This window comes from Pelagimonas sp., from assembly GCF_050633425.1.
GTDB lineage: Bacteria > Pseudomonadota > Alphaproteobacteria > Rhodobacterales > Rhodobacteraceae > Pelagimonas.
The window spans coordinates 176,344-199,018 of the sequence record NZ_JBOEGM010000022.1 but is presented as its reverse complement, the minus strand read 5'-3'; the positions used below and the strand labels follow the sequence as shown (position 1 = coordinate 199,018).

Annotated in this window: 17 protein-coding genes; 5 read left to right on the top strand and 12 right to left on the bottom strand. The window is 54.4% G+C overall.

The genetic code is table 11. The features are described from left to right. Window positions 1–108: 108 nt before the first annotated feature. Genes fusA through rpsL form a run of 3 tightly spaced genes read right to left on the bottom strand, consistent with a single transcriptional unit; the run spans window position 109 to window position 3,102 of the window. A complete protein-coding gene (fusA, locus tag ACRBB0_RS19570; RefSeq protein WP_431376148.1) occupies window positions 109–2,226 on the bottom strand; it encodes an elongation factor G in 2,118 nt (705 codons plus the stop codon). A gap of 21 nt (window positions 2,227–2,247) precedes the next feature. Beyond that, window positions 2,248–2,718 (bottom strand): 30S ribosomal protein S7, encoded by a 471-nt coding sequence (rpsG, locus tag ACRBB0_RS19565; RefSeq protein ID WP_431376147.1) that lies wholly within the window; start codon window positions 2,716–2,718, stop codon window positions 2,248–2,250. 12 nt (window positions 2,719–2,730) lie between these two features. Next, the gene (rpsL, locus tag ACRBB0_RS19560; RefSeq protein WP_008883423.1) at window positions 2,731–3,102 is read right to left on the bottom strand and encodes a 30S ribosomal protein S12; all 372 of its coding nucleotides are present in this window, start codon (window positions 3,100–3,102) and stop codon (window positions 2,731–2,733) included. A 360-nt stretch (window positions 3,103–3,462) separates the two neighbouring features. Between rpsL and ACRBB0_RS19555 the strand changes: the two genes are divergently transcribed. The 3 genes from ACRBB0_RS19555 to ACRBB0_RS19545 all read left to right on the top strand — a co-directional run bounded on the left by ACRBB0_RS19555 (window position 3,463) and on the right by ACRBB0_RS19545 (window position 5,707). Then, window positions 3,463–4,266, top strand: coding sequence for a putative rhamnosyl transferase (locus ACRBB0_RS19555; RefSeq protein ID WP_431376146.1), 804 nt, complete (start codon window positions 3,463–3,465; stop codon window positions 4,264–4,266). A 95-nt stretch (window positions 4,267–4,361) separates the two neighbouring features. Beyond that, the gene (locus ACRBB0_RS19550) at window positions 4,362–5,189 is read left to right on the top strand and encodes an RNA polymerase sigma factor (protein ID WP_431376145.1); all 828 of its coding nucleotides are present in this window, start codon (window positions 4,362–4,364) and stop codon (window positions 5,187–5,189) included. 44 nt (window positions 5,190–5,233) lie between these two features. Next, window positions 5,234–5,707, top strand: a complete 474-nt coding sequence (locus ACRBB0_RS19545; protein ID WP_431376144.1) for a YybH family protein — start codon at window positions 5,234–5,236, stop codon at window positions 5,705–5,707. A gap of 57 nt (window positions 5,708–5,764) precedes the next feature. Here ACRBB0_RS19545 and rpoC read toward each other — a convergent pair whose 3' ends face one another. From rpoC to rplK, 9 genes are all read right to left on the bottom strand, one after another. After that, the gene (gene rpoC / locus ACRBB0_RS19540; RefSeq protein WP_431376143.1) at window positions 5,765–10,012 is read right to left on the bottom strand and encodes a DNA-directed RNA polymerase subunit beta'; all 4,248 of its coding nucleotides are present in this window, start codon (window positions 10,010–10,012) and stop codon (window positions 5,765–5,767) included. Window positions 10,013–10,222: 210 nt separating this feature from the next. Further along, window positions 10,223–14,359 carry a DNA-directed RNA polymerase subunit beta gene (gene rpoB / locus ACRBB0_RS19535; RefSeq protein WP_431376152.1) on the bottom strand — a complete coding sequence of 1,379 codons (4,137 nt, stop codon included), beginning with the start codon at window positions 14,357–14,359 and terminating at the stop codon, window positions 10,223–10,225. A gap of 883 nt (window positions 14,360–15,242) precedes the next feature. Further along, complete coding sequence (locus ACRBB0_RS19530) at window positions 15,243–15,575, bottom strand: CPCC family cysteine-rich protein (RefSeq protein ID WP_431376142.1); 333 nt, start codon at window positions 15,573–15,575, stop codon at window positions 15,243–15,245. A 76-nt stretch (window positions 15,576–15,651) separates the two neighbouring features. After that, window positions 15,652–16,029, bottom strand: coding sequence for a 50S ribosomal protein L7/L12 (gene rplL / locus ACRBB0_RS19525; RefSeq protein WP_431376141.1), 378 nt, complete (start codon window positions 16,027–16,029; stop codon window positions 15,652–15,654). Window positions 16,030–16,101: 72 nt separating this feature from the next. Beyond that, window positions 16,102–16,620, bottom strand: coding sequence for a 50S ribosomal protein L10 (gene rplJ, locus ACRBB0_RS19520; RefSeq protein WP_431376140.1), 519 nt, complete (start codon window positions 16,618–16,620; stop codon window positions 16,102–16,104). Between the two features lie 311 nt (window positions 16,621–16,931). Then, a complete protein-coding gene (locus ACRBB0_RS19515; RefSeq protein ID WP_431376139.1) occupies window positions 16,932–18,713 on the bottom strand; it encodes an ATP-binding protein in 1,782 nt (593 codons plus the stop codon). A gap of 9 nt (window positions 18,714–18,722) precedes the next feature. Continuing rightward, a complete protein-coding gene (locus ACRBB0_RS19510; RefSeq protein WP_431376138.1) occupies window positions 18,723–19,217 on the bottom strand; it encodes an oxidoreductase in 495 nt (164 codons plus the stop codon). 127 nt (window positions 19,218–19,344) lie between these two features. Next, window positions 19,345–20,043, bottom strand: coding sequence for a 50S ribosomal protein L1 (gene rplA, locus ACRBB0_RS19505; protein WP_431376137.1), 699 nt, complete (start codon window positions 20,041–20,043; stop codon window positions 19,345–19,347). A 1-nt stretch (window position 20,044) separates the two neighbouring features. Next, a complete protein-coding gene (gene rplK / locus ACRBB0_RS19500; RefSeq protein ID WP_431376136.1) occupies window positions 20,045–20,494 on the bottom strand; it encodes a 50S ribosomal protein L11 in 450 nt (149 codons plus the stop codon). 387 nt (window positions 20,495–20,881) lie between these two features. Between rplK and ACRBB0_RS19495 the strand changes: the two genes are divergently transcribed. Together ACRBB0_RS19495 and ACRBB0_RS19490 are read left to right on the top strand one after the other, a co-directional pair. Next, window positions 20,882–21,346: a hypothetical protein gene (locus ACRBB0_RS19495; RefSeq protein ID WP_431376135.1), complete on the top strand. Its 465-nt coding sequence runs from the start codon at window positions 20,882–20,884 to the stop codon at window positions 21,344–21,346. Further along, the gene (locus ACRBB0_RS19490; RefSeq protein ID WP_431376134.1) at window positions 21,343–22,479 is read left to right on the top strand and encodes a hypothetical protein; all 1,137 of its coding nucleotides are present in this window, start codon (window positions 21,343–21,345) and stop codon (window positions 22,477–22,479) included. Before ACRBB0_RS19495 ends, ACRBB0_RS19490 begins: the two co-directional genes overlap by 4 nt. The last annotated feature ends 196 nt before the right edge of the window (window positions 22,480–22,675 follow it).

The window sequence follows — 22,675 nt, the reverse complement described above, 5'->3', positions numbered from 1 at the left end:
TTCAAACTTTTCCTTGCCCATCAGAAGGCTCCTTTTTCAAATCAGGTGGAGAGGGCTGGCCTCTCCCTACAGTGGTGGGTAGGGCGGGGTTGTCCCCGCCACCCGGTCTTATGCGTATTGCGCTTGGATCTCGTCAGAGATGTTCTGCGGAACGGCGTTGTAGTGGTCGAACTGCATGGTGAAGTTCGCACGACCCGAAGACATCGAACGCAATGTGTTGATGTAGCCGAACATGTTGGCCAGTGGAACAAACGCGTCGATTGCAACAGCGTTACCGCGTGGCTCCTGACCGTTCACCTGACCGCGACGTGATGTCAGATCGCCGATGATACCACCGGTATATTCTTCCGGAGTAACAACTTCGACTTTCATCATAGGTTCCAACAGTTTCGCACCAGCTTTGCGCATACCTTCACGCATACACATACGTGCAGCGATTTCGAATGCCAGAACGCTGGAGTCAACATCGTGGAACTTACCGTCGATCAAGGCCACTTTGAAGTCGATTACAGGGAAGCCAGCCAGAGGGCCGCTGTCCATAACCGATTTCACACCCTTTTCAACACCAGGGATGTATTCCTTAGGAATAGCACCACCAACGATCTTGGATTCGAAGGAATACCCTTCGCCAGGCTCCGTCGGAGTGATAACCATTTTCACTTCGCCGAACTGACCCGAACCACCCGACTGTTTCTTGTGGGTGTAAGAGTGCTCAACTTCGTGACCGATGGTCTCACGGTAGGCAACCTGAGGGGCACCGATGTTGGCTTCAACTTTGAATTCACGCTTGAGGCGGTCAACCAGGATGTCCAAGTGAAGTTCGCCCATGCCCTTCATGATGGTCTGACCGGATTCCAGATCAGTCTCAACACGGAAGGAAGGATCTTCGGCGGCCAAACGGGCCAGACCCTGGGACATTTTCTCTTGGTCGCCCTTGGTTTTGGGCTCAACCGCGATCTCGATAACCGGATCGGGGAAGGTCATGGTTTCCAGAACAACCGGTTCTTTGGCGTCACACAGAGTGTCACCTGTGGTTGTGTCCTTCAGACCACCAAGCGCGATGATATCGCCGGCAAATGCCTCTTCGATCTCTTCACGGTTGTTGGAGTGCATCATCATCATACGACCCACACGCTCTTTTTTCTCCTTGGTGGAGTTGAGCATCGATTCACCCTTGGTCAGGGTGCCCGAGTAGATACGTACGAATGTCAGCGAGCCAACAAAGGGGTCGTTCATGATTTTGAACGCCAGACCAGAGAAGGCCATGTCGTCGTCCGCGCGGCGGGCGATGTCACGTACTTCTTCCTCGTCGCCAGGCTTAAAGCCCATGTAATCAACAACGTCCAGCGGGCTGGGAAGATAGTCGATAACAGCGTTGAGCAGAGGCTGAACACCTTTGTTTTTGAAGGCAGAGCCACCAAGCACAGGAACGAAATCCATGGCCAAGGTGCCCTTGCGCAGCAATTTACGCAGGGTTTCAACATCAGGCTCTTCGCCTTCGAGGTAGGCTTCCATGGCATCATCGTCCTGCTCAACAGCAGCTTCGATCATTTTGCCACGCCATTCGTCGGCCATGTCTTTGAGATCATCGCGAATTTCGCGCTTTTCCCAAGATGCACCAAGGTCGTCACCGATGTAGACCCATTCCTGCATGGTCACCAGATCAACCAAGCCTTCCAGCTCAGTTTCGGCACCAATAGGAATACCAACGGGAACCGCGGTTGCACCGGTGCGCTCTTCAATCATGTTCACACAGTTGAAGAAGTCCGCGCCGATTTTGTCCATCTTGTTGACGAACACAATCCGTGGAACCGAGTAACGGTCAGCCTGACGCCAAACGGTCTCTGTTTGAGGCTCAACACCAGCGTTGGCGTCAAGAACACAAACAGCACCATCGAGAACCGCCAGCGAACGCTCAACTTCAATGGTGAAGTCAACGTGGCCGGGGGTGTCGATGATGTTCAAGCGGTGCTTGGGTGTGTCAGCAGTTTTGCCATCTTCGGTGCGTTCCCAGAATGTGGTTGTCGCCGCCGAGGTGATGGTGATGCCGCGTTCCTGCTCCTGCTCCATCCAGTCCATGGTGGCCGCACCATCGTGCACCTCACCGATGTTGTGGGATTTACCAGTGTAATACAGGATGCGTTCCGAGCAGGTGGTTTTACCCGCATCGATGTGCGCCATAATACCGAAATTTCGGTAGTGTTCGAGCGTATATTCGCGTGCCATTGTTTTGGTCCTAAGCCCAGATTACCAGCGGTAATGGCTGAACGCTTTGTTAGCGTCGGCCATCTTATGGGTGTCTTCGCGCTTCTTAACAGCAGAACCGCGCGATTGAACAGCGTCCAGAAGCTCACCAGCGAGGCGCTCTTCCATGGTGTTCTCGTTGCGCGAACGGCTTGCAGTGATCAACCAGCGGATCGCCAAAGCTTCACGGCGTTCGGGGCGAACTTCAACAGGAACCTGATAAGTTGCACCACCAACACGACGCGAACGAACTTCGACCGACGGTTTGATGTTATCAAGCGCTTCGTGGAACAGTTCCACAGGCGCGCGTTTTACTTTGCTTTCAACACGATCAAGCGCGTTGTAAACGATTTTTTCTGCAACCGATTTTTTACCATCGATCATCAGGTTGTTCATGAATTTGGTCAGAACGCGATCGCCAAATTTGGCGTCGGGTAGGACTTCGCGCTTCTCGGCAGCGTGACGACGGGACATATGTGTATCCTCTTACTTAGGACGCTTCGCGCCATACTTGGAGCGACGCTGCTTACGATCTTTGACGCCCTGGGTATCCAGAACACCGCGAAGGATGTGGTAACGCACACCGGGAAGGTCTTTTACACGACCGCCGCGGATCAGAACCACAGAGTGTTCCTGAAGGTTGTGGCTTTCACCTGGGATATAGCTGATCACTTCGAAGCCGTTGGTCAGGCGAACCTTCGCAACTTTACGCATCGCCGAGTTCGGCTTCTTAGGTGTGGTTGTATAGACACGTGTGCAAACGCCGCGTTTTTGCGGGCACTGTTCGAGGTGCTGCGACTTCGAACGTTTGACTTTAGGCTGGCGCGGTTTGCGGATCAGCTGTTGGATCGTGGGCATTCGGTTTTGTTCCCCGTGCTTTCACTTTTGTCGTGCGACGGATGATCCGTCGCGGCTCAGTCGGTTGGCCTGGCGCCCAAGGGCCCCCTGCCGGGATCAGAAGACTGTTATGTTGCCACAACAGATAAAAACCGCGTCGTTCCCGTTCCGAGGTAAACGATGCGGTGGGCTCTCAGAGGATCGGGCAGTTAATTCGCCTGGATCTTGACCACTTCAATTCTGAAAAACGCACGGAATTCCCGCGCGGATTAAGCGGGCGTATAGGGGGAGTCGCAAACCTTGTCAACAGCCCTGCCCGCTTGCCACTTGGCATCGGCAATGCCATGCATGTTTATAGGTTTTGCAACCAAAGGGTTTGTTATGCAAGTCATCGGATTTTGTCGGTTTTCCTACCCTGCCGAAGGGGGATTTCAGGTCGAACATGACACTTTGGCCGACCGGATCGCCTATCTGTACCAGCCAGACCGGATCGAAGAGCGGTTTCGCCATTTTGAAACCGTTTGCCTGCCCGGATTGCGCGCCCAAACGGACCCCGATTTTATCTTTGCCATTCTCGTCGGCGAGGCGATGCCGGTCGAATATCTAGAGCGGTTGATGATTTTGGTCGAAGACTTTGACCAAGCCGTTGTTGTTCCGCGCGCGCCCGGCCCTCACCGCAAAGTCTGCCAGGACGTTATCAACAGCCTGCGCATCATGGATCAGCCCTGTTTGCAGTTCCGCCACGATGATGATGACGCCGTGTCGATCCATTTTGTCGAGCGCCTGAAAAAGGCCGCGGTCGATTGCGCGCCCTTGTTGGAGCAACATCGGTTGGTGGGTTTTGACTGGAACCGCGGGTTTGTCGCGCGTCCTGATGCCGATGGTATCTGTGGCGAGCCCATCGTCCATCCCTATTGGGGTTTGGCGCAGGCGGTCGCCGTCAAACCCGGCGTCAAACAAACGGTGATGAATTTCGGGCACCAAAAGATCAATCAGTTCATGCCAACTGTGACCTTTACCGACGAAGTGATGTATGTGCGCGGCCACAATGATCACAATGACTCGCGCCAGAAAAAGCATGTAAAACCGGTGGTTCTGCCCCGGTTGCAACCCGATGAAGTTGCGCTGTTCAAAACCCTCTTTGACATCGACACAGCCCACGTCCAACAGGTGTTTGGCCGCTGATCTGAGTGCCGCGCCCAAGATTTTTGCAAAAATCTTGTCACACCTGCACACACCGCGCTGTCTAACTATCATAACCGATACAAACGGAGCCTGATATGACAGTGCATGAAACGAGCGAGCCAAACCTGCATAGGTTGGTGGACCAAGCCCAATCCGGCGATGCCAAAGCGCTCGAAGCCTTGGTGCGTGCGGTCCAAGATCAGGTTCATCGCCTGGCCCTGCGCATGCTCGCCGATCCGGGTCTGGCCGAGGATGCCACCCAAGACATCCTGATCCGCCTCATCACCAAACTGTCGACCTTCAAGGGGGATGCGTCGTTTCGTACATGGGTCTACCGCGTTGCCACCAATCACCTGCTGAGCCGCGTTAAAAAGACTCAGGCCGAAGCCATGCTAAGCTTTGATGTCTTTGCCGCGGATCTCGAGGCCGGTCTTGTCGATGACACCCACCAAGCCCCCGAAGATCACATTATGCTCAATGAGCTGCGGATCAATTGCACCATGGCCATGTTGCTTTGTCTCGACCGGCCCCATCGCATCGCCTATGTGCTGGGCGATGTGTTTGAGATGGAGCAAAGCGAAGCCGCGCTGATCCTCGACATTTCCAAAGACCTGTTTCGCAAGCGCCTGTCACGGGCCCGCCACAAGGTCACCGACTTTACCGCCCAAAGCTGTGGCCTTGCCAATGCGGCTGCCCAGTGTTCGTGTCAAAAACGCCTTCCTGCCGCCATGGATATGCAGCGGATTGGCACCGAGCCATCACAGCTTCATCAGGATGCCCCATCGCTTCAAACGGTTCGCGAGCAAGCGGAACAAACTGAACGCTTTTTGCGATCGGCAAAATTGCAGCGCGCCACCGGGATGCTGGCCGCGCAAAAAGACTTTGCAGCTGAGCTGGAAAGGATCGTGGCCCAGAAAAACTAGGCCATTCTAAAGGACCACCCGTCCCTCTCATAAGGAAAACCCAAATGAAACATGCAGCCGCATGGCTGGTCGCGCTTGCTCTGAGCGCGGCCACCCCCTCCCCTATTCTCGCAAAGGACACCACAATGACCAACGATATGACCGCAATTCACCAAGCCGTCGAAGACATGACCGCCGCCTTTACCGGCGGCGATATCACCCGCACGATGCAAAGCTATGACACCGGTGCCGTTGTGGTGTTCGAACCGCAATCCCCGGTTTCAGATGCGGATCAATTGCACGCCATGTTCACCGCAATGTCGGCCATGAAACCCGCCTTTAGCTATTCAGGTCACGAGGTCTTTGTGTCCGGCGACACCGGGTTGCACATTGCGCCATGGACCATGACCGCAACCGGCCCAGATGGAAGCGAGATCGCGCAATCCGGCCTGTCGGTCGCCGTGTTCCGACGCCAGCAAGACGGCACATGGAAAATGGTGATCGACAATCCCCATGGTCAATTTCTGATGCAACAGTAACAAAAAGGGCCCCGAAATTGGGGCCCTTTTCAATTCAATCTGCAACGAAACCGTTGATCATTCGCGGCTTTCGGGCGTGTCGACAACCAGCGTGTCGAACTCATCACCACCCACCACATCTTCGACCATTTCCGGCGCAGCCAGTGCTGCAGCGGCTTCGGCTTCTTCGCGACGCGCTTCGATAACAACGTTGTCACGCGACGAGGCCACACGGCGCACGTCTTGTGTCGCGCCACCTGTACCCGCAGGGATCAAACGGCCCACGATGACGTTCTCTTTCAGGCCAACAAGCTTGTCTTTCTTGCCCTGAACAGACGCCTCGGTAAGAACGCGTGTGGTTTCCTGGAACGAGGCCGCCGAGATGAACGAACGGGTCTGCAACGACGCTTTGGTGATCCCCAAAAGGATTGGCTCACCTTGGGCCGGACGACCGGATTTCGACAGCGCCTTTTCATTGGCGGCATCAAATTCGGCTTTGTCCACGTGCTCGCCCTTAAGCAAGGTTGTGTCACCGCTGTCCTGGATTTCCCATTTCTGCAACATCTGGCGCACGATCACTTCGATATGCTTATCGTTGATCTTAACACCCTGCAGGCGGTAAACGTCCTGAACTTCGTCGATCATGTAGTTCGCCAGCGCTTCGATCCCCATAATGGCGAGGATGTCATGCGGAGCTGGGTTACCATCCATGAGGTATTCGCCCTTTTGGATGAAGTCACCTTCCAGTACAGGAATGTGCTTGCCCTTGGGGATCATGTACTCACGGGTTTCCATGGTCTCGTCTTGCGGCTCAATCGCGATACGGCGCTTGTTCTTATAGTCCTTACCAAAGCGCACATAACCATCGATTTCGGCGATGATCGCGTGATCTTTTGGACGACGGGCTTCGAACAATTCCGCAACACGTGGCAGACCACCTGTAATGTCCTTGGTCTTGGCGCCTTCACGCGGGATACGCGCAACAACGTCACCGGCTTTGACCTCTTGACCATCTTCGACAGACAGAACCGCGTCAACCGACATCGGATAGGTGATCGGATTGCCCGCATCGTTACGAACCGGCTCGCCGTCTTTATCCATCAGGATGATTTCAGGCTTAAGCTCGTTGCCTTTGGGGGCAGCGCGCCAGTCAACCACGATCTTCTGGGTCATGCCTGTTGCGTCATCGGTTTCCTCACGCACGGCGAGGCCGTTCACAAGGTCAACATGTTTCGCAACCGCATCCTTTTCGGCGATGATCGGCAGGGTATAGGGATCCCATTCGAACATTTTGTCGCCGCGCGCGATGTCCTGGCCGTCTTTGACGAACAGTTTCGAACCATAGCCCATTTTGTGCGATGCAATCTCTTCGCCCTGGTCGTTCAGGATCAAGATTTGCATGTTCCGGTTCATCACGATCTGCTCACCGGCGGCGTTGATGATAACACCGGGGTTTGCAAAGGCGACTTTACCGTTTTGCGAGGCTTCAAGGAACGAACGAGACGAACCCGAGGCAACACCGCCCATGTGGAATGTCCGCATGGTCAGCTGTGTACCAGGTTCACCAATCGACTGCGCCGCGATGATACCAACCGCTTCACCAAGGTTAACGCGCGTACCACGTGCAAGGTCACGACCGTAGCACTGGGTACAAACGCCTTCTTCGGCTTCACAGGTCAGAGGCGAACGAATACGCGCGGTCAAAACACCGGCTTCTTCGATCGCATCAGCAGTGCGTTCGTCGATCAGCGACTCGTCCTTGGCAATCACGTCACCAGTGACCGGGTGGCAGATGTCTTCGGCCGCAACACGACCCAGAACACGCTCGCCCAAAGTTGCAACAACTTCACCGTCATTCACAGCCGCTTCGGCGGTGATGGCGCGATCGGTGCCACAATCTTCGAGACGCACGATACAATCCTGCGCAACGTCGACCAGACGACGGGTCAGATAACCCGAGTTCGCTGTTTTCAAAGCGGTATCTGACAGACCCTTACGGGCACCGTGGGTGGAGTTGAAGTACTCCAGAACGGTCAGACCTTCTTTAAAGTTCGAGATGATCGGTGTTTCGATGATGTCGCCGTTCGGCTTGGCCATCAGACCACGCATCCCGCCCAGCTGTTTCATCTGAGTAACCGAGCCACGCGCACCAGAGTGGGCCATCATGTAAACCGAGTTCGGTTCTTTGACGGAGCCATCTTCGTCACGCTGTTCTGCCGAAATGGTCGACATCATCGCTTCGGTAACTTTGTCGTTACACTTCGACCAGGCATCGACAACTTTGTTGTACTTTTCGCCCTGAGTGATCAGGCCGTCCATGTACTGTTGTTCGAAATCTTTAACCTGATCACGTGTATCGCCAACGATATCCCACTTGTTATCAGGGATAACCATGTCGGATTTACCAAAGGAAATACCGGCCTTGAACGCTTCACGGAAGCCCAGGGTCATGATCTGGTCACAGAAGATAACCGACTCTTTTTGACCGCAATACCGATAAACGGTGTCAATCACGCGCTGCACGTCTTTCTTACGCAGCAGGTCATTGACCAGATCAAACGGAGCTTTGGCGTTCAATGGCAGCAAGGCCCCCAGACGGGCACGGCCCGGCGTGGTTTCAAAGCGCTGATACACTTCGGCACCTTCGTCATCGATCTGCTTGATGCGGACCTGAACCTTGGCGTGCAGATGAACTTCACCGGCGTTGAGGGCGTGTTCGACCTCTTCGAGCGACGAGAAGACCATGCCTTCGCCCTTCATGCCTTCACGCATGATGGTCACATAGTACAGACCCAAGATCATATCCTGTGATGGAACGATGATCGGTGCGCCGTTTGCAGGCGACAGAACGTTGTTCGTCGACATCATCAGAACACGCGCTTCCAACTGGGCCTCAAGGCTCAGAGGAACGTGGACCGCCATTTGGTCGCCGTCAAAGTCCGCGTTGAACGCCGAACAGACCAGCGGGTGAAGCTGAATGGCTTTCCCTTCGATCAGCGTGGGTTCGAACGCCTGAATGCCAAGACGGTGCAATGTCGGTGCCCGGTTCAGCATGACAGGGTGTTCGCGGATCACCTCATCGAGGATATCCCAAACTTCGGGACGCTCTTTTTCAACCAGCTTCTTGGCTTGCTTCACGGTGGAAGACAGACCTTTGGCTTCTAGGCGCGAATAGATGAACGGCTTGAACAGTTCCAAGGCCATCTTTTTCGGCAAACCACACTGGTGCAGCTTCAGCTCAGGACCGGTCACAATGACCGAACGACCGGAGAAGTCGACGCGTTTCCCCAAAAGGTTTTGACGGAAGCGACCCTGCTTACCCTTGAGCATGTCAGACAGCGATTTCAACGGACGCTTGTTGGCACCGGTGATAACGCGGCCACGACGACCGTTGTCAAACAGAGCGTCAACAGATTCCTGCAACATCCGCTTTTCGTTACGAACGATGATGTCAGGGGCGCGCAGTTCGATCAGACGCTTCAGTCGGTTGTTCCGGTTGATCACGCGGCGATACAGATCGTTAAGATCGGATGTCGCAAAGCGGCCACCATCCAGCGGCACCAGCGGGCGCAGCTCTGGTGGGATCACAGGCACAACGGTCATGATCATCCATTCTGGACGGTTGCCAGATTCCAGGAAGGATTCGACAACTTTCAGGCGCTTGATGATCTTCTTTGGCTTCAGCTCACCGGTGGCCTCTTTGAGGTCGGCGCGCAGCTGCTCAGCTTCGTTTTCCAGATCGATGTTGGCCAGCATTTCACGGATAGCTTCGGCACCAATATTGGCGGTGAAAGCGTCCATGCCATAGGCGTCTTGCGCGTCGAGGTATTCCTCTTCGCTCATCATCTGGCCGTATTGTAGATCGGTCAGGCCGGGTTCGATCACCACATAGTTTTCGAAATACAGCACGCGTTCCAGATCACGCAGGGTCATGTCTAGCATCAGGCCGATGCGCGAAGGCAGCGACTTGAGGAACCAGATATGCGCGCAAGGAGCCGCAAGCTCGATGTGGCCCATACGTTCACGACGGACTTTTTGCAGCGTGACTTCCACACCGCATTTTTCGCAGACAACGCCGCGATATTTCATACGCTTGTATTTGCCACACAGGCATTCGTAGTCTTTGATCGGGCCAAAGATACGGGCGCAGAAAAGACCGTCACGCTCAGGCTTGAACGTCCGGTAGTTGATGGTTTCGGGCTTTTTGATCTCACCGAAAGACCACGACAAGATACGCTCGGGCGAAGCGAGCGACACTTTGATCTCATCAAAGGTCTTGATCGGGGCAACCGGGTTAAACGGGTTGTTGGTCAGTTCTTGGTTCATTTCAGTCTCCCATGAGGGGCGAATTGCGCAGGATTAGGTTGAGTAGGACAAAGCCTAGAATGGCAAAGCCCAATTTTGCTGCGTTGCGTCGGCTGATCTTCGGCGCGAAAAAGCTTTCGCGCTTTAGAACCAAGGTCTCCACTAAGATTGCGACTGACATAGCCGCCAACAGTGGTATGAACCTTGATTCCATTTTCAACCTGCTCCGCCTTACTCATCCTCCTCCGTATCAAGGAGTTCCATGTTGAGGCCCAAGCCGCGGACCTCTTTGACGAGAACGTTGAACGATTCTGGTACGCCAGCTTCGAAGTTGTCCTCACCTTTCACGATGCTTTCATAAACCTTGGTCCGGCCTGCCACGTCATCCGATTTGACGGTCAGCATTTCTTGCAGGGTATAGGCGGCACCATAAGCTTCGAGAGCCCAGACTTCCATTTCCCCGAAACGCTGGCCACCGAACTGCGCCTTACCACCCAGCGGCTGCTGAGTAACAAGCGAGTATGGTCCGGTCGAACGTGCGTGGATTTTGTCGTCCACAAGGTGGTGCAGTTTCAGCAGGTATTTGACACCCACGGTCACTTCACGCGCGAACTCTTCGCCGGTACGCCCGTCAAACAGACGCGACTGACCGCTTTCCGAGAAACCAGCACGCAGCAGCGCGTCGTTCACGTCAGCTTCCTTTGCACCGTCAAAGACGGGTGTCGCGATTGGAACGCCGTTGGAAACATTGCCAGCCGCTTCAAGAAGCTCGCCTTCTTCCATGGTGCCAAAGCCTTCTTCATAGACTTCGTCGCCATAGGCAATGCGAAGAGCTTCGCGAACCGGGGTCATGTCACCGCTGCGACGATATTCCTGCAGCGCTTCGTCCACCTTGATGCCGAGCATACGCGCGGCCCAACCCATGTGGGTTTCAAGGATCTGACCAACGTTCATCCGCGATGGAACGCCCAGTGGGTTCAGACAGAAGTCAACCGGAGTACCATCGGCCAAGAACGGCATGTCTTCCATTGGAACAACGCGCGAAACCACACCTTTGTTCCCGTGGCGACCCGCCATTTTATCACCCGGCTGAAGCTTACGCTTCACGGCGATAAAGACTTTGACCATCTTCATCACGCCCGGAGGCAGATCGTCGCCGCGGCGCACTTTCTCAACCTTGTCTTCAAAACGGGCATCCAAAGCGCGCTTTTGCACTTCGTACTGCTCGTGCAGGGCTTCGACATGCTTGGCGTCATCTTCTTCACCAAGAGCAAGCTGCCACCACTGACCACGGGTCAGAGTTTCAAGCAACTCGTCGTTGATTTCCGAATTCGGACGCACACCTTTGGGGCCTTTAACAGCCACTTTACCGGCAATCATCCCCTTGAGACGAGCATAGATGTTACGGTCAAGAATGGCGAGTTCGTCGTCACGGTCACGGGCCAGACGCTCGATCTCTTCACGCTCAATCTGCAGCGCACGTTCGTCTTTTTCCACACCGTGGCGGTTAAAGACGCGCACTTCTACGATTGTCCCATAGTCACCGGGCTTCACACGCAGCGATGTATCGCGCACGTCCGATGCCTTTTCACCAAAGATGGCGCGCAGCAGTTTTTCTTCTGGCGTCATTGGGCTTTCGCCCTTGGGGGTGATTTTACCGACCAAGATATCGCCCGGCTCAACATCCGCACCGATGTAAACGATGCCAGCCTCGTCGAGGTTGCGCAGCGCTTCTTCACCGACGTTTGGAATGTCGCGGGTGATCTCTTCTGGGCCAAGCTTGGTGTCACGAGCGGCGACTTCGAATTCTTCGATGTGGACCGATGTGAACACGTCATCCTTGGCGATGCGTTCGGAAATCAGGATCGAGTCTTCGTAGTTGTAGCCGTTCCAAGGCATAAACGCGACGATCACGTTTTTACCAAGGGCCAGTTCACCCATGTCTGTTGATGGACCGTCGGCGATAACTTCGCCCTTCAGAACCGTGTCACCCACCTTCACCAGCGGACGCTGGTTGATACAGGTGTTTTGGTTCGACCGCTGGAACTTGCGCATCCGGTAGATATCAACGCCCGCATCACCCATTTCGAGATCAGAGGTGGCGCGCACAACGATACGCTGCGCGTCAACTTGGTCGATGATACCTGCACGTTTGGCCATAACAGCCGCGCCTGAGTCACGGGCCACAACTTCTTCGATCCCGGTGCCCACAATCGGAGCCTCGGAACGCAGAGTTGGAACCGCCTGACGTTGCATGTTCGAGCCCATCAAGGCCCTGTTCGCATCGTCGTTTTCCAGGAACGGGATAAGCGATGCCGCAACCGACACCAACTGTTTCGGGCTCACGTCGATCAGGTCAACCGCTTCGCTTGGTGACAATGTGTAGTCACCGGATTTACGGGTCGAAACCAGGTCGTTCTTGAACTTCATGTTTTCGTCGAGGTTGGCGTTCGCCTGGGCCACAGTATGGCGCATTTCCTCGGTCGCAGACATGTAGTGGACTTCGTCAGTGACGGTGCCCTCTTTAACAACGCGATAAGGTGTTTCGATAAAGCCGTATTTGTTCACGCGGGCAAAGGTCGCCAGCGAGTTGATCAGACCAATGTTTGGCCCTTCCGGCGTTTCAATCGGACACATCCGACCATAGTGCGTCGGGTGAACGTCACGAACCTCAAAGCCAGCACGTTCACGGGTCAAACCACCTGGGCCAAGCGCCGAAAGGCGACGCTTGTGCGTCACTTCGGAGAGCGGGTTGGTTTGGTCCATGAACTGCGACAGCTGCGAAGAGCCGAAGAATTCACGTACCGCAGCCGCCGCCGGTTTGGCGTTGATCAGATCCTGTGGCATCACAGTGTCGATTTCGACGCTGGACATACGCTCTTTGATCGCGCGCTCCATGCGGAGCAGGCCAACACGGTATTGGTTTTCCATCAGCTCGCCAACGGAACGCACACGACGGTTACCAAGGTGGTCAATATCGTCGATGTCGCCACGACCGTCGCGCAGATCGACCAGCGCTTTGATACACTGAACGATGTCTTCACGATCCAGCGTGCGCTGCGTGTCTTCTTTGTCCAGCGCCAGGCGCATGTTCATTTTCACACGACCAACGGCCGACAGGTCATAACGCTCAGAGTCAAAGAACAACGTGTCGAACAGAGCCGACGCAGCTTCAACGGTGGGCGGCTCACCCGGACGCATAACGCGATAAATATCCATGAGCGCGGTGTCGCGGCCCATGTTTTTATCCATCGCCATGGTGTTGCGCATGTAGGGGCCAACAGTGACGTTGTCGATGTCCAGAACCGGAATCTCTTTGACGCCCGCGTCAACCAATTCCTTCAGTGTACCACCTGTAACATCGCCGTCTTTGTCGACTTCCCATGTCAACTCGTCACCGGCTTCGACATAGATCGCGCCAGTTTCTTCGTTGATGATGTCTTCGGACACAAATTTACCGACGATCTGATCAAATGGGACCAGAAGGTTTTCAACTTTACCTTCGTCGATCAGCTTCTTAACCGCGCGCGGCGTGACTTTCTTGCCAGCTTCGGCAATCACTTCACCACTGTCGGCATCCACCAGATCAAAGGCCGGGCGGGTACCGCGGACACGATTTGGGAAGAATTTGGTCGACCAACCGCTGCTGCTCTTAAGTTCATAAGAAACAGTGTCGTAATAGGCGTCCATGATCGCTTCTTGGTCGAGACCAAGCGCATACAGAAGCGTTGTCACCGGCAATTTGCGGCGACGGTCGATGCGTGCAAACACGATGTCCTTGGCGTCGAATTCGAAGTCAAGCCAAGAGCCGCGATAGGGGATAATACGGCATGCAAACAGCAACTTGCCCGAGCTGTGCGTTTTGCCTTTGTCGTGGTCAAAGAACACACCGGGTGAACGGTGCATCTGGCTGACGATCACGCGCTCGGTGCCGTTTACAACAAACGTCCCGTTTGGCGTCATCAGGGGCATGTCGCCCATGAACACGTCTTGTTCTTTGATGTCTTTAACCGATTTCGCGCCGGTATCTTCGTCGATATCAAACACAATAAGGCGCAGGGTAACCTTCAGCGGTGCGCTGTAGGTCATGTCGCGCTGCATGCACTCTTCGACGTCGTATTTTGGTTTTTCCAGATCGTAGTTTACGAATTCCAGAACCGCGGTTTCGTTGAAATCCTTAATCGGGAAGACCGATTGGAAAACGCCTTTGATGCCTTCGCCGTCGGAGGGCACGGGCTGGTCGCCGGATTTCAGGAACAGTTCGTAGCTGGATTTTTGAACCTCAATAAGGTTCGGCATTTCCAGAACTTCACGGATTTTGCCGTAATAACGGCGAAGACGTTTCTGGCCAAGGAAGCTTTGCGCCATGACAGATGTCACCTTTCGATAATCTCTTCGAGTAACACATCGTCGGGCTACGACGCGTCACCGTCAGTGACGGCAAAAATCCGATCCATTCTCGGCCTCCGTCCCACCGGAGGCCACTCGATCATGGGATCCCTGCCTTGGAAAGCGTCACATCTGGCGTCGGTTAAACCGAAGTCAAAAGGGGCGCTTGCCAAGTCGGGGCTGTCCAATATCCATTTTTTACGGTAATCTTCTGCTGCGAATTCTCTTGGTTTTCTTTTTATTTTCAGAAACTTACAATCCAAGCAGTCGAGATTTTAGAGAGTTGAAACACCTCACAGCTTGCAAAATAGAAAATGCGGCTTCGAATCGCTCGAACCCGCAGGAGACTTCCGAATATTCTGTGAACGGCAAGAACGCAACCCCCAAGGGAGTTGCAACGCATTTTACCTAAGTGGGCAGCATCTCAGTTTTGGGTCGTATCGTCAAGTCTTGGGGGTTGCAAGGACGGTTTGAAAATCTGAAGGTCTCGACCGACACACATCTAATTAGCCAAGTTCACGAGGGACATTTGACCAAGCCCGATCAGTTTTCAAAGAACATTTACGGTTATCTAAATGCAATCAAGGCCTGGCCGTGAATGTACGTGAGGAACCCGCCATCACAAGACGCTTTGGCGGACCTTGAAACCCTTATATGTGGTTACGAAGCCGCGTTAAACCTGAACGGAATCCAAGAAACTTATGAAGGCCGACAGTTTTCGCGCAAGGCATTTGGAGATTGGCTCCAAGAAACGCGAAAGTGGTCCGCTGCCTCGGGCTAACCCACGCAATAAACCGACAAAGCCAACCTGAAGACGCCTTTCAACTGTTTTTCCAGCTGGTCGAAGAGTACAGAAACGCCCCTATTGGCAAGCCTTAATCAAAACGTCCAAGACGTCTTGATTGAACTCACCCCCATCACGTACTTCAAAAACATATGCCATGAGCGCAACCCGCGCCGGGCTCGGCTGTTCAACCGCCCTTAACCCGCTGCCCAAGTCATACATATACCCGTGGCTATTGAAGTTTTTTCGCGCATCCGAAAGAGAGTATCTGCCATTTGGGCCACCGTGCACAACCTCGGCGCTATGACCATCCTGTCCATCATCCTCCCACCAACAGACCGGGCAAATCTCATAGCCGCCAAGTTCAGTCAACGTCGGGAACCCGCAACACGGGCAAGAGAATTCACACATAGGACGCACACCCAAAACGCAACAAGCGCCCCCAAATTGGGAGCGCTTGCCAAAATTTCTCTTTGAACAAGAGGAATTACTTGAGTTCGACTTCCGCGCCGGCTTCTTCGAGCTTTTTCTTGAGCTCTTCTGCTTCGTCCTTGGAAACGCCTTCTTTGACAGCTTTGCCACCGGCTTCAACCAGTTCTTTAGCTTCTTTCAGGCCCAGGCCGGTGATGCCGCGGACTTCTTTGATGACGTTGATTTTCTTAGGGCCAGCGGCCTTCAGGATCACGTCAAATTCAGTTTTTTCCTCAGCAGCAGCGCCAGCGCCGTCTGCAGGGCCAGCCATGACAACTGCGCCGCCAGCTGCGGGCTCGATGCCATACTCGTCTTTGAGGATGGTTTTCAGTTCTTGTGCTTCGAGCAGGGTCAGACCCACGATGCTTTCGGCAAGTGCTTTCAGATCAGCCATTTTGAGACTCTTTCCGTTTTCGTTATGTGTTCCAACGTCAGGGGGTTAACCCTACGGGGATCGTAAAGTTGCTTACGCCGCTTCCGCTTTCTCTTCGATGGTCGAGAGAATGGATGCGATGTCAGAAGCAGGTGCGCCAATTGCGCCGGCGATGTTGCTTGCAGGTGCGCCGATACAGCCAACGATCGAAGCAATAAGCTCGTCACGCGAAGGCATTTTCGACACGGCCTCAACACCGGCCCGGTCAAGAGCCGATCCACCCATTGCACCACCAAGAATTTCGAACTTATCGTTCGTCTTGGCGAAGTCCTCAGCCACTTTGGCCGCAGCCACAGGGTCTTCGGAATAGGTAAGAACGGTCATGCCGCCCAGATACTCATCGATGCTTTCGCACTGAGTATCTTTAACGGCAATTCTGGCAAGCCTGTTCTTGGCGACACGAACCGAAGCTTCCGCTTCACGGGCCATCCCGCGCAGGCTCTGCATGTCAGCAACTGTCAGACCCTCGTAGCGGGCAACCACTACGACGCCAGAGCTTTCAAAGATCTGGCCGAGCTCGTCGACCAACTTCTCTTTTTGTGCTCTATCCACAGTTTTACTCCAATTGATGGAGGGGGCGACCCCTCCGGCTCACTTTTGCTCAGGTTTCCCCAAGCGACAGGTCCAAATGGCGGGTCGTCGCATCGAAGTCGGGCACGCAAATGCCAGAAAGATGTCTCTTCCCGTCTCAGGCAGGAGTTATGGATGCAGATGCATCCGCCCACCGTCTCGGACGAAATTAGGATCTGCGAATCGTCTGCAAACCCTGAGCGCTTGCGATAGCCTTTTTACAAAGACTTGCCAAGACCGTTCTCTTCACCAAATCCAATTGACCGAAATTATGGCACCTTTCATGGCGCGCCTTATGACGTGTCAGGCGGGTGTCCCAATGTCAGTAGCTCTTCGAGCAACCGTTTCTTGGACAGCGGCTTGGGCAAAACGCGGTCCATCCCCGAGGCGATGTATTCCGACACTTGATGTGACATCACGTTTGCAGTCACCGCAAAAATCGGCACGCGCGCCCTGCCCGCTTCACCCTCAGCGTGGCGAATGCGTTTCGTTGCCTCGACACCCCCAACGCCCGGCATCTGAATATCCATCAAAATCACATCAAACTCGGCCTCCAAAGCGAGTTTGACCGCCTCCTCGCCGCAAGACGCCGTTGAAATAATGCATTTTTCGGGGGCAAGATATCGGTCGAGTATCAGACGATTTGTGGCATTGTCATCGGCAATCAAAACACGCTTGCCCTCAAGCGCTTTTTCATTGTTTTCATCTTCTTTCGCCTTAGACTCCTGCGCCTCATCGACACGTGTCAGGGGCAAACGGACCTCAAAACAAGATCCCCTTTCAGGCTCGCTTTCAACGGAAAGCTGCCCCCCCATCGCATTCGTTATCTGGTGGGAAATCGTCAAGCCAAGCCCTGTCCCCCCGTATTTTCGGGTGACGCTCGCATCCGCTTGCACAAACGGGTCAAAAATCTTTTTTAGCGCGTCCGCAGGTATCCCCACCCCTGTATCAGCCACTTGCAACACCACATCTCCACTGTCCGTGTCGAGCATGGCATCAATCGTAACACTCCCCTTCCCAGTGAATTTAATCGCGTTCGCCACAAGGTTGTGCATAACCTGTTGCAAGCGCCGCTCATCGCCCAACACCCACTGCGGAACAAAGTCATTAATTGACAGTGAAAGATGCAAACCTTTCTCACGTGCGCGACTGGCATGAAGGTCACGGGCCGATTTCAGAACCCGGTGCATGTCAAACACCGCCCCTTCCAACTCCAGGCGACCGGCCTCAACCTTGGACAGATCCAGCACGTCGTTGATCGTGCCCAGCAACAGCTCCCCGGACTGTTCAATAACCGAAATGCATTCCCGTTGATCCCGGCTCAGCTCGCTCTCCGACAATTCGCTTGCCATCCCCAAAATCCCATTCAGCGGCGTGCGGATTTCATGGCTCACATTGGCGAGAAAACGAGATTTTGCCTCATTTGCGTCCTTGGCAACTTTATGTAGCCGCTGCATCCGTTTTTGTTCGCGGTTCGCGAGAAAGACTTCGGACAGAACATAGGCCAACAGGAGAAAAATCAACACAACACCCAAGTGGTACAGGTTTTTGGTGTTGGTCTTTGGCCGCAAGAGGTCAACGAATTCCGCCTGACGCGCCTCGTTTGCAAACGTCATATTCCACGCTTGTCGGGCAGAAATTGCCAACCTCTCCAAATCAGGCTGAATTCGAAGAATGTCTTTGTGTGAAATGCGCTCCGAGTGATAAATGACGTCTTCTTCTTGCTGCAAATACTCCTGAAGGGCTACAATCGCCGGCCCCAGTTTCTCGGTTCGCCCGACAGCAGTGTCATAGACCATGTCCAACCGGCCCCAGAGGATGTCAAAGCGCGTGTTGACATTGTACTTCTCAATTCGGCCCTGCGAATAATAGGTTAAGTCAGCTGAAAGCCCCTGCACATGAAAAATGGTTTCGCTCATGCGCCAAATCAAAGCATTGGCGTGAAACACCAATCGCTCTTTTTCCTTTAGCAGATGAATCTCTTTTGAAAAGAACAGCACGCTAAGCGCGCAGGCTGCGCATACAGCCGCAAGCGCGCGCAACGTCCGCGCATTTTCACGAAGAGCATGCAACATATCAGCGACCTAGGGCAGCACGTCGATCCGTACCAGTTGCCAGATCATCTCGGCATAAAACGTGTTGTTCGCCGCCTCCCGTTCAGTTTGCGGAAAAACGATCCAAATCGGGCCTTTGCTGCGCAAGCTCATGGGCTTGCCATTTTGCTCCAACGCCATGATCGGACTATGTTTTCGCATCTGCTCAAATGTGATCTCAACGGCGTAATCGTCTATGGCTGTTGCGCGTATGAGCGCACCCTGCGCGCCTAGCGCCTCAAGGAATGACAGCAACGGCGGGCCTGCAAAGCTGTGACTGCCCTGCGTGAAAGACGTGAACGTTTCAATTTCCTGCCAATCCATCGCCTCGAGCATGGCGCGATCAAACTGCGCTTGATCGTCGACATTCGTCTCCGAAATTTGCCCCTGAACAGACAAGAGAGGCTGGCTCTGGGGGGCTTCTAGCGCCGCAACAGATCCCGCCCAAATCAATACCAATACAAATACTTTGAAAGCGCAACGCATGTCAGGCCCTCCCTTCGTCAACAACCGAAACCGGGGCTAGGCTAACGCGCTTCTCCTAATACTTCCTTTGCAGCACGAAAAAGGGCGGACCAACCGGCCCGCCCTCTCACTCGATTATAAAAACAGCTTAAACTTCGACAGCGTTGTTTACATCAACAGTCACGCCTGGGCCCATGGTTGAGCTCAGAGCGATCTTTTTCATGTATGTGCCTTTGGAGCCCGAAGGCTTCGCAGCAGCAACAGCACCGATAAAGGCGCGAATGTTTTCAACCAGCTTGGCTTCGTCAAAAGACGCTTTGCCAACACCGGCGTGAACAACACCAGCTTTTTCGGCTTTGAACTGAACCTGGCCACCTTTGCTGTCTTTGACAGCTTGGGCAACGTCCATGGTCACTGTGCCAACTTTTGGGTTTGGCATCAGGTTACGTGGGCCAAGAACCTTACCAAGACGGCCAACGATAGGCATCATGTCAGGTGTCGCGATGCAGCGGTCGAAATCAATGGTGCCGCCCTGAATGGTTTCCATCAGGTCTTCTGCGCCAACGATATCTGCGCCAGCGGCCTGTGCTTCTTCGGCTTTAGGGCCGCGAGCAAAGACAGCAACGCGAACGGTTTTACCGGTGCCGTTTGGCAGGCCGATAACGCCGCGAACCATTTGGTCGGCGTGACGTGGGTCAACACCCAGCGCCATTGCGATTTCGATGGTTTCGTCAAATTTCGCATTTGCGTTGGCTTTGATCAGCGACACAGCTTCTTCAACTGTGAGGTTCTCTTTGCCAGCAAAAGCTTCACGGGCTGCGGTGGTGCGTTTTCCGAGTTTTGCCATCTTACTTAACCTCGATGCCCATCGACCGGGCAGAGCCCAGGATAATCTGCATTGCGGCCTCGACGTCATTCGCCGTCAGGTCCTTCATTTTGGCTTCTGCGATTTCACGCACTTGGGCCGCAGTCACGGTACCAACGGTCTCACGACCGGGGGTTTCCGCGCCACGTGGGCGGTTACGCTTGCCAACTGGCTTCAGGCCAGCAGCTTTTTTCAGGTAATAAGACGCAGGCGGCGTCTTGATGTCCATGGTGAAGGACTTGTCCTGATAATATGTGATCACGGTTGGGCACGGCGCGCCGGGCTCCATTTCCTGTGTCTTGGCGTTGAACGCCTTACAGAATTCCATGATGTTGATGCCGCGCTGACCCAGCGCCGGACCTACGGGTGGGCTTGGGTTGGCTTTACCGGCTGCAATCTGCAGCTTCATCGTGCCAGCTAGCTTCTTGGCCATTGGCTTTCTCCTTTACAACACCCTCGCGCACGCGTGGCTTGGGTAGGTTATGTTGCGTGGTCAGGTCCGAGTTTCGCGAAACCCTCGCCTCCCACGATTCGTACGCCTTTGGGGCGCAGATGGGGTGCGTTACACTGACTTTTTGGAGTTGGCAAGGGCGCTTGGCGTAACACAACACGCCATGACGCAAAAAGCGGGTGGCAAGCATAGGTCGTGGCACCTGAGCGGCTTGGTTTTCGCTACTCTAATTTGGCGCGGGCGCTCATAAGTCGGTTTCCCTAAATGCTGCGGTCAAAACAGGCCGTTATCGCGGCCTTCAATATGACCCCACATATAGCACATATATATAGGGATTATCATTGATCGTCGGCTACCTGTAGCCCCATTGTGCTGGTGCCGCTGGAGGACATCACAAACGGTGCGAAAATTTATGCCAATACGATCATCGACTATGGCAACGGTCAGCCGCTTGATATGATCCCGTTCGAGATGCAGGGCCAAAGGATGCTGTTCGTGACCAACAACAGCCGATCCCCCCAGGTCATCCCCGTTGCAGGGCTGCAAGATGCCAAAGTCGTGGATCACAACGACTTTGAACGCGGCGGCAAGCTCGACCAGCATCCGGTCATGCCCTATGGGCCGATCGGCCAAGCCGTCATGTTCGATGGCATGTCGATGCATATGACCCTGGTGGGCGAGAGCATGTTGGCCTCGATCACCCGTGACCTTTACACAGGCGCGCTCAACCTCGACACCAATCCGACGTTCTTCCCCAACCGCATTCACAATATGCGCGCAGAGTTCGATTTTCCGCAGTACGACTATGCGCAATCCCGGACCCGGTTGGAATGATCCCCGTGGGGTTTAACAAAAACAGGGTCGCCAAAGCGCTGGCGATCCTTCTGGCGATGGCAACCATGAGTTCAAGCCTATTGGCCGACGGCCTAGTGCTTCCGCACGCCTCAGCGGACCCAATAAAGTTGCCTGTTCAAGCTGACGTCGTTGCAACCAGCGATCCCTCCGCACGTCTCAAAGTTTATGTTGGCACAGCCGACCTTTGCTGCGCGGGCCGCACACCGATTGCAGGGCGCTATACGATGGAAAAGACGGCAATCGTCTTTACACCCGCCTTTGGCTTCGATCCCGGACAGGACTATGTGGCCCGGATCGGGACGGAGGAAACAAAAACGCGCATCCCTTTCCAAATAGCGCCCGACCAAGAGCCTGTTCTGGCCGCTGTGACAGCGATCTTCCCAAGCGGAGACAGGCTGCCCGAAAACACACTACGCTTCTACATCCACTTCTCGGTTCCAATGCAGCCTCATGTCGCCTTCGACCACATCGCACTGCGCGATGCGTCTGGCGTGGTCGATGACGCTGCCTTCATGCGGTTCAAGCAAGAGCTTTGGAACGAGAACAGAACCCGACTGACGGTTCTCATAGATCCCGGTAGGATCAAACGAAACGTTGCAACAAACGTCGAACGTGGCCCGGCGTTGCTTGCCGGTCAGGAGTACACGCTGTTGGTTGATGCTGGCTGGCCATCGGCGGATGGCATGTCGCACCTTCCTGCTTTTACCAAGAACTTCACCGTGACCGCCCCCCTGCGGAATCGTCCCGACATCGGGCAATGGGAAATCTCAACCCCATGTTTTGGAACCAAAGACCCACTCCGTATCGTCTTTGATCGTCCATTCGACCGTCACCTGCTTGGCCGGACAATCCAGGTGATCTCGCAGGACCGAGATGCAATTGCCGGACCAGTTGAACTGGCCCCCGGCGAGCAACAATGGACGTTCTTTCCTGATGAACAATGGCAGACGGGTGGCGCCATGGTGCTTGTCAGTGCCGATCTGGAAGACGTGGCCGCGAACAACTTCCGCGATACTCTGGATCACGTCCAGAGTGATCAAGCGCATGGTCTTGCGACCTTAACGACCCCGCTCATTTTTGAAATGTGCACCGATGACACGAACCATCTTTGACGAAACTCAAAACATGACCATCGCGTTCCATTGAACGAGCATGAACGCGGTGGGCCAAACGACGATGAATGGCAAGGTCGCAAACACATGTGGACCTTCGCTACATATGGCTCTCGCTGGAATAGTGAAGAGCGAAAACGGCCGTTCTCGCGCAACAGGTCAACCGCACAAAGCCCGCAAAAGCACACATTCACTC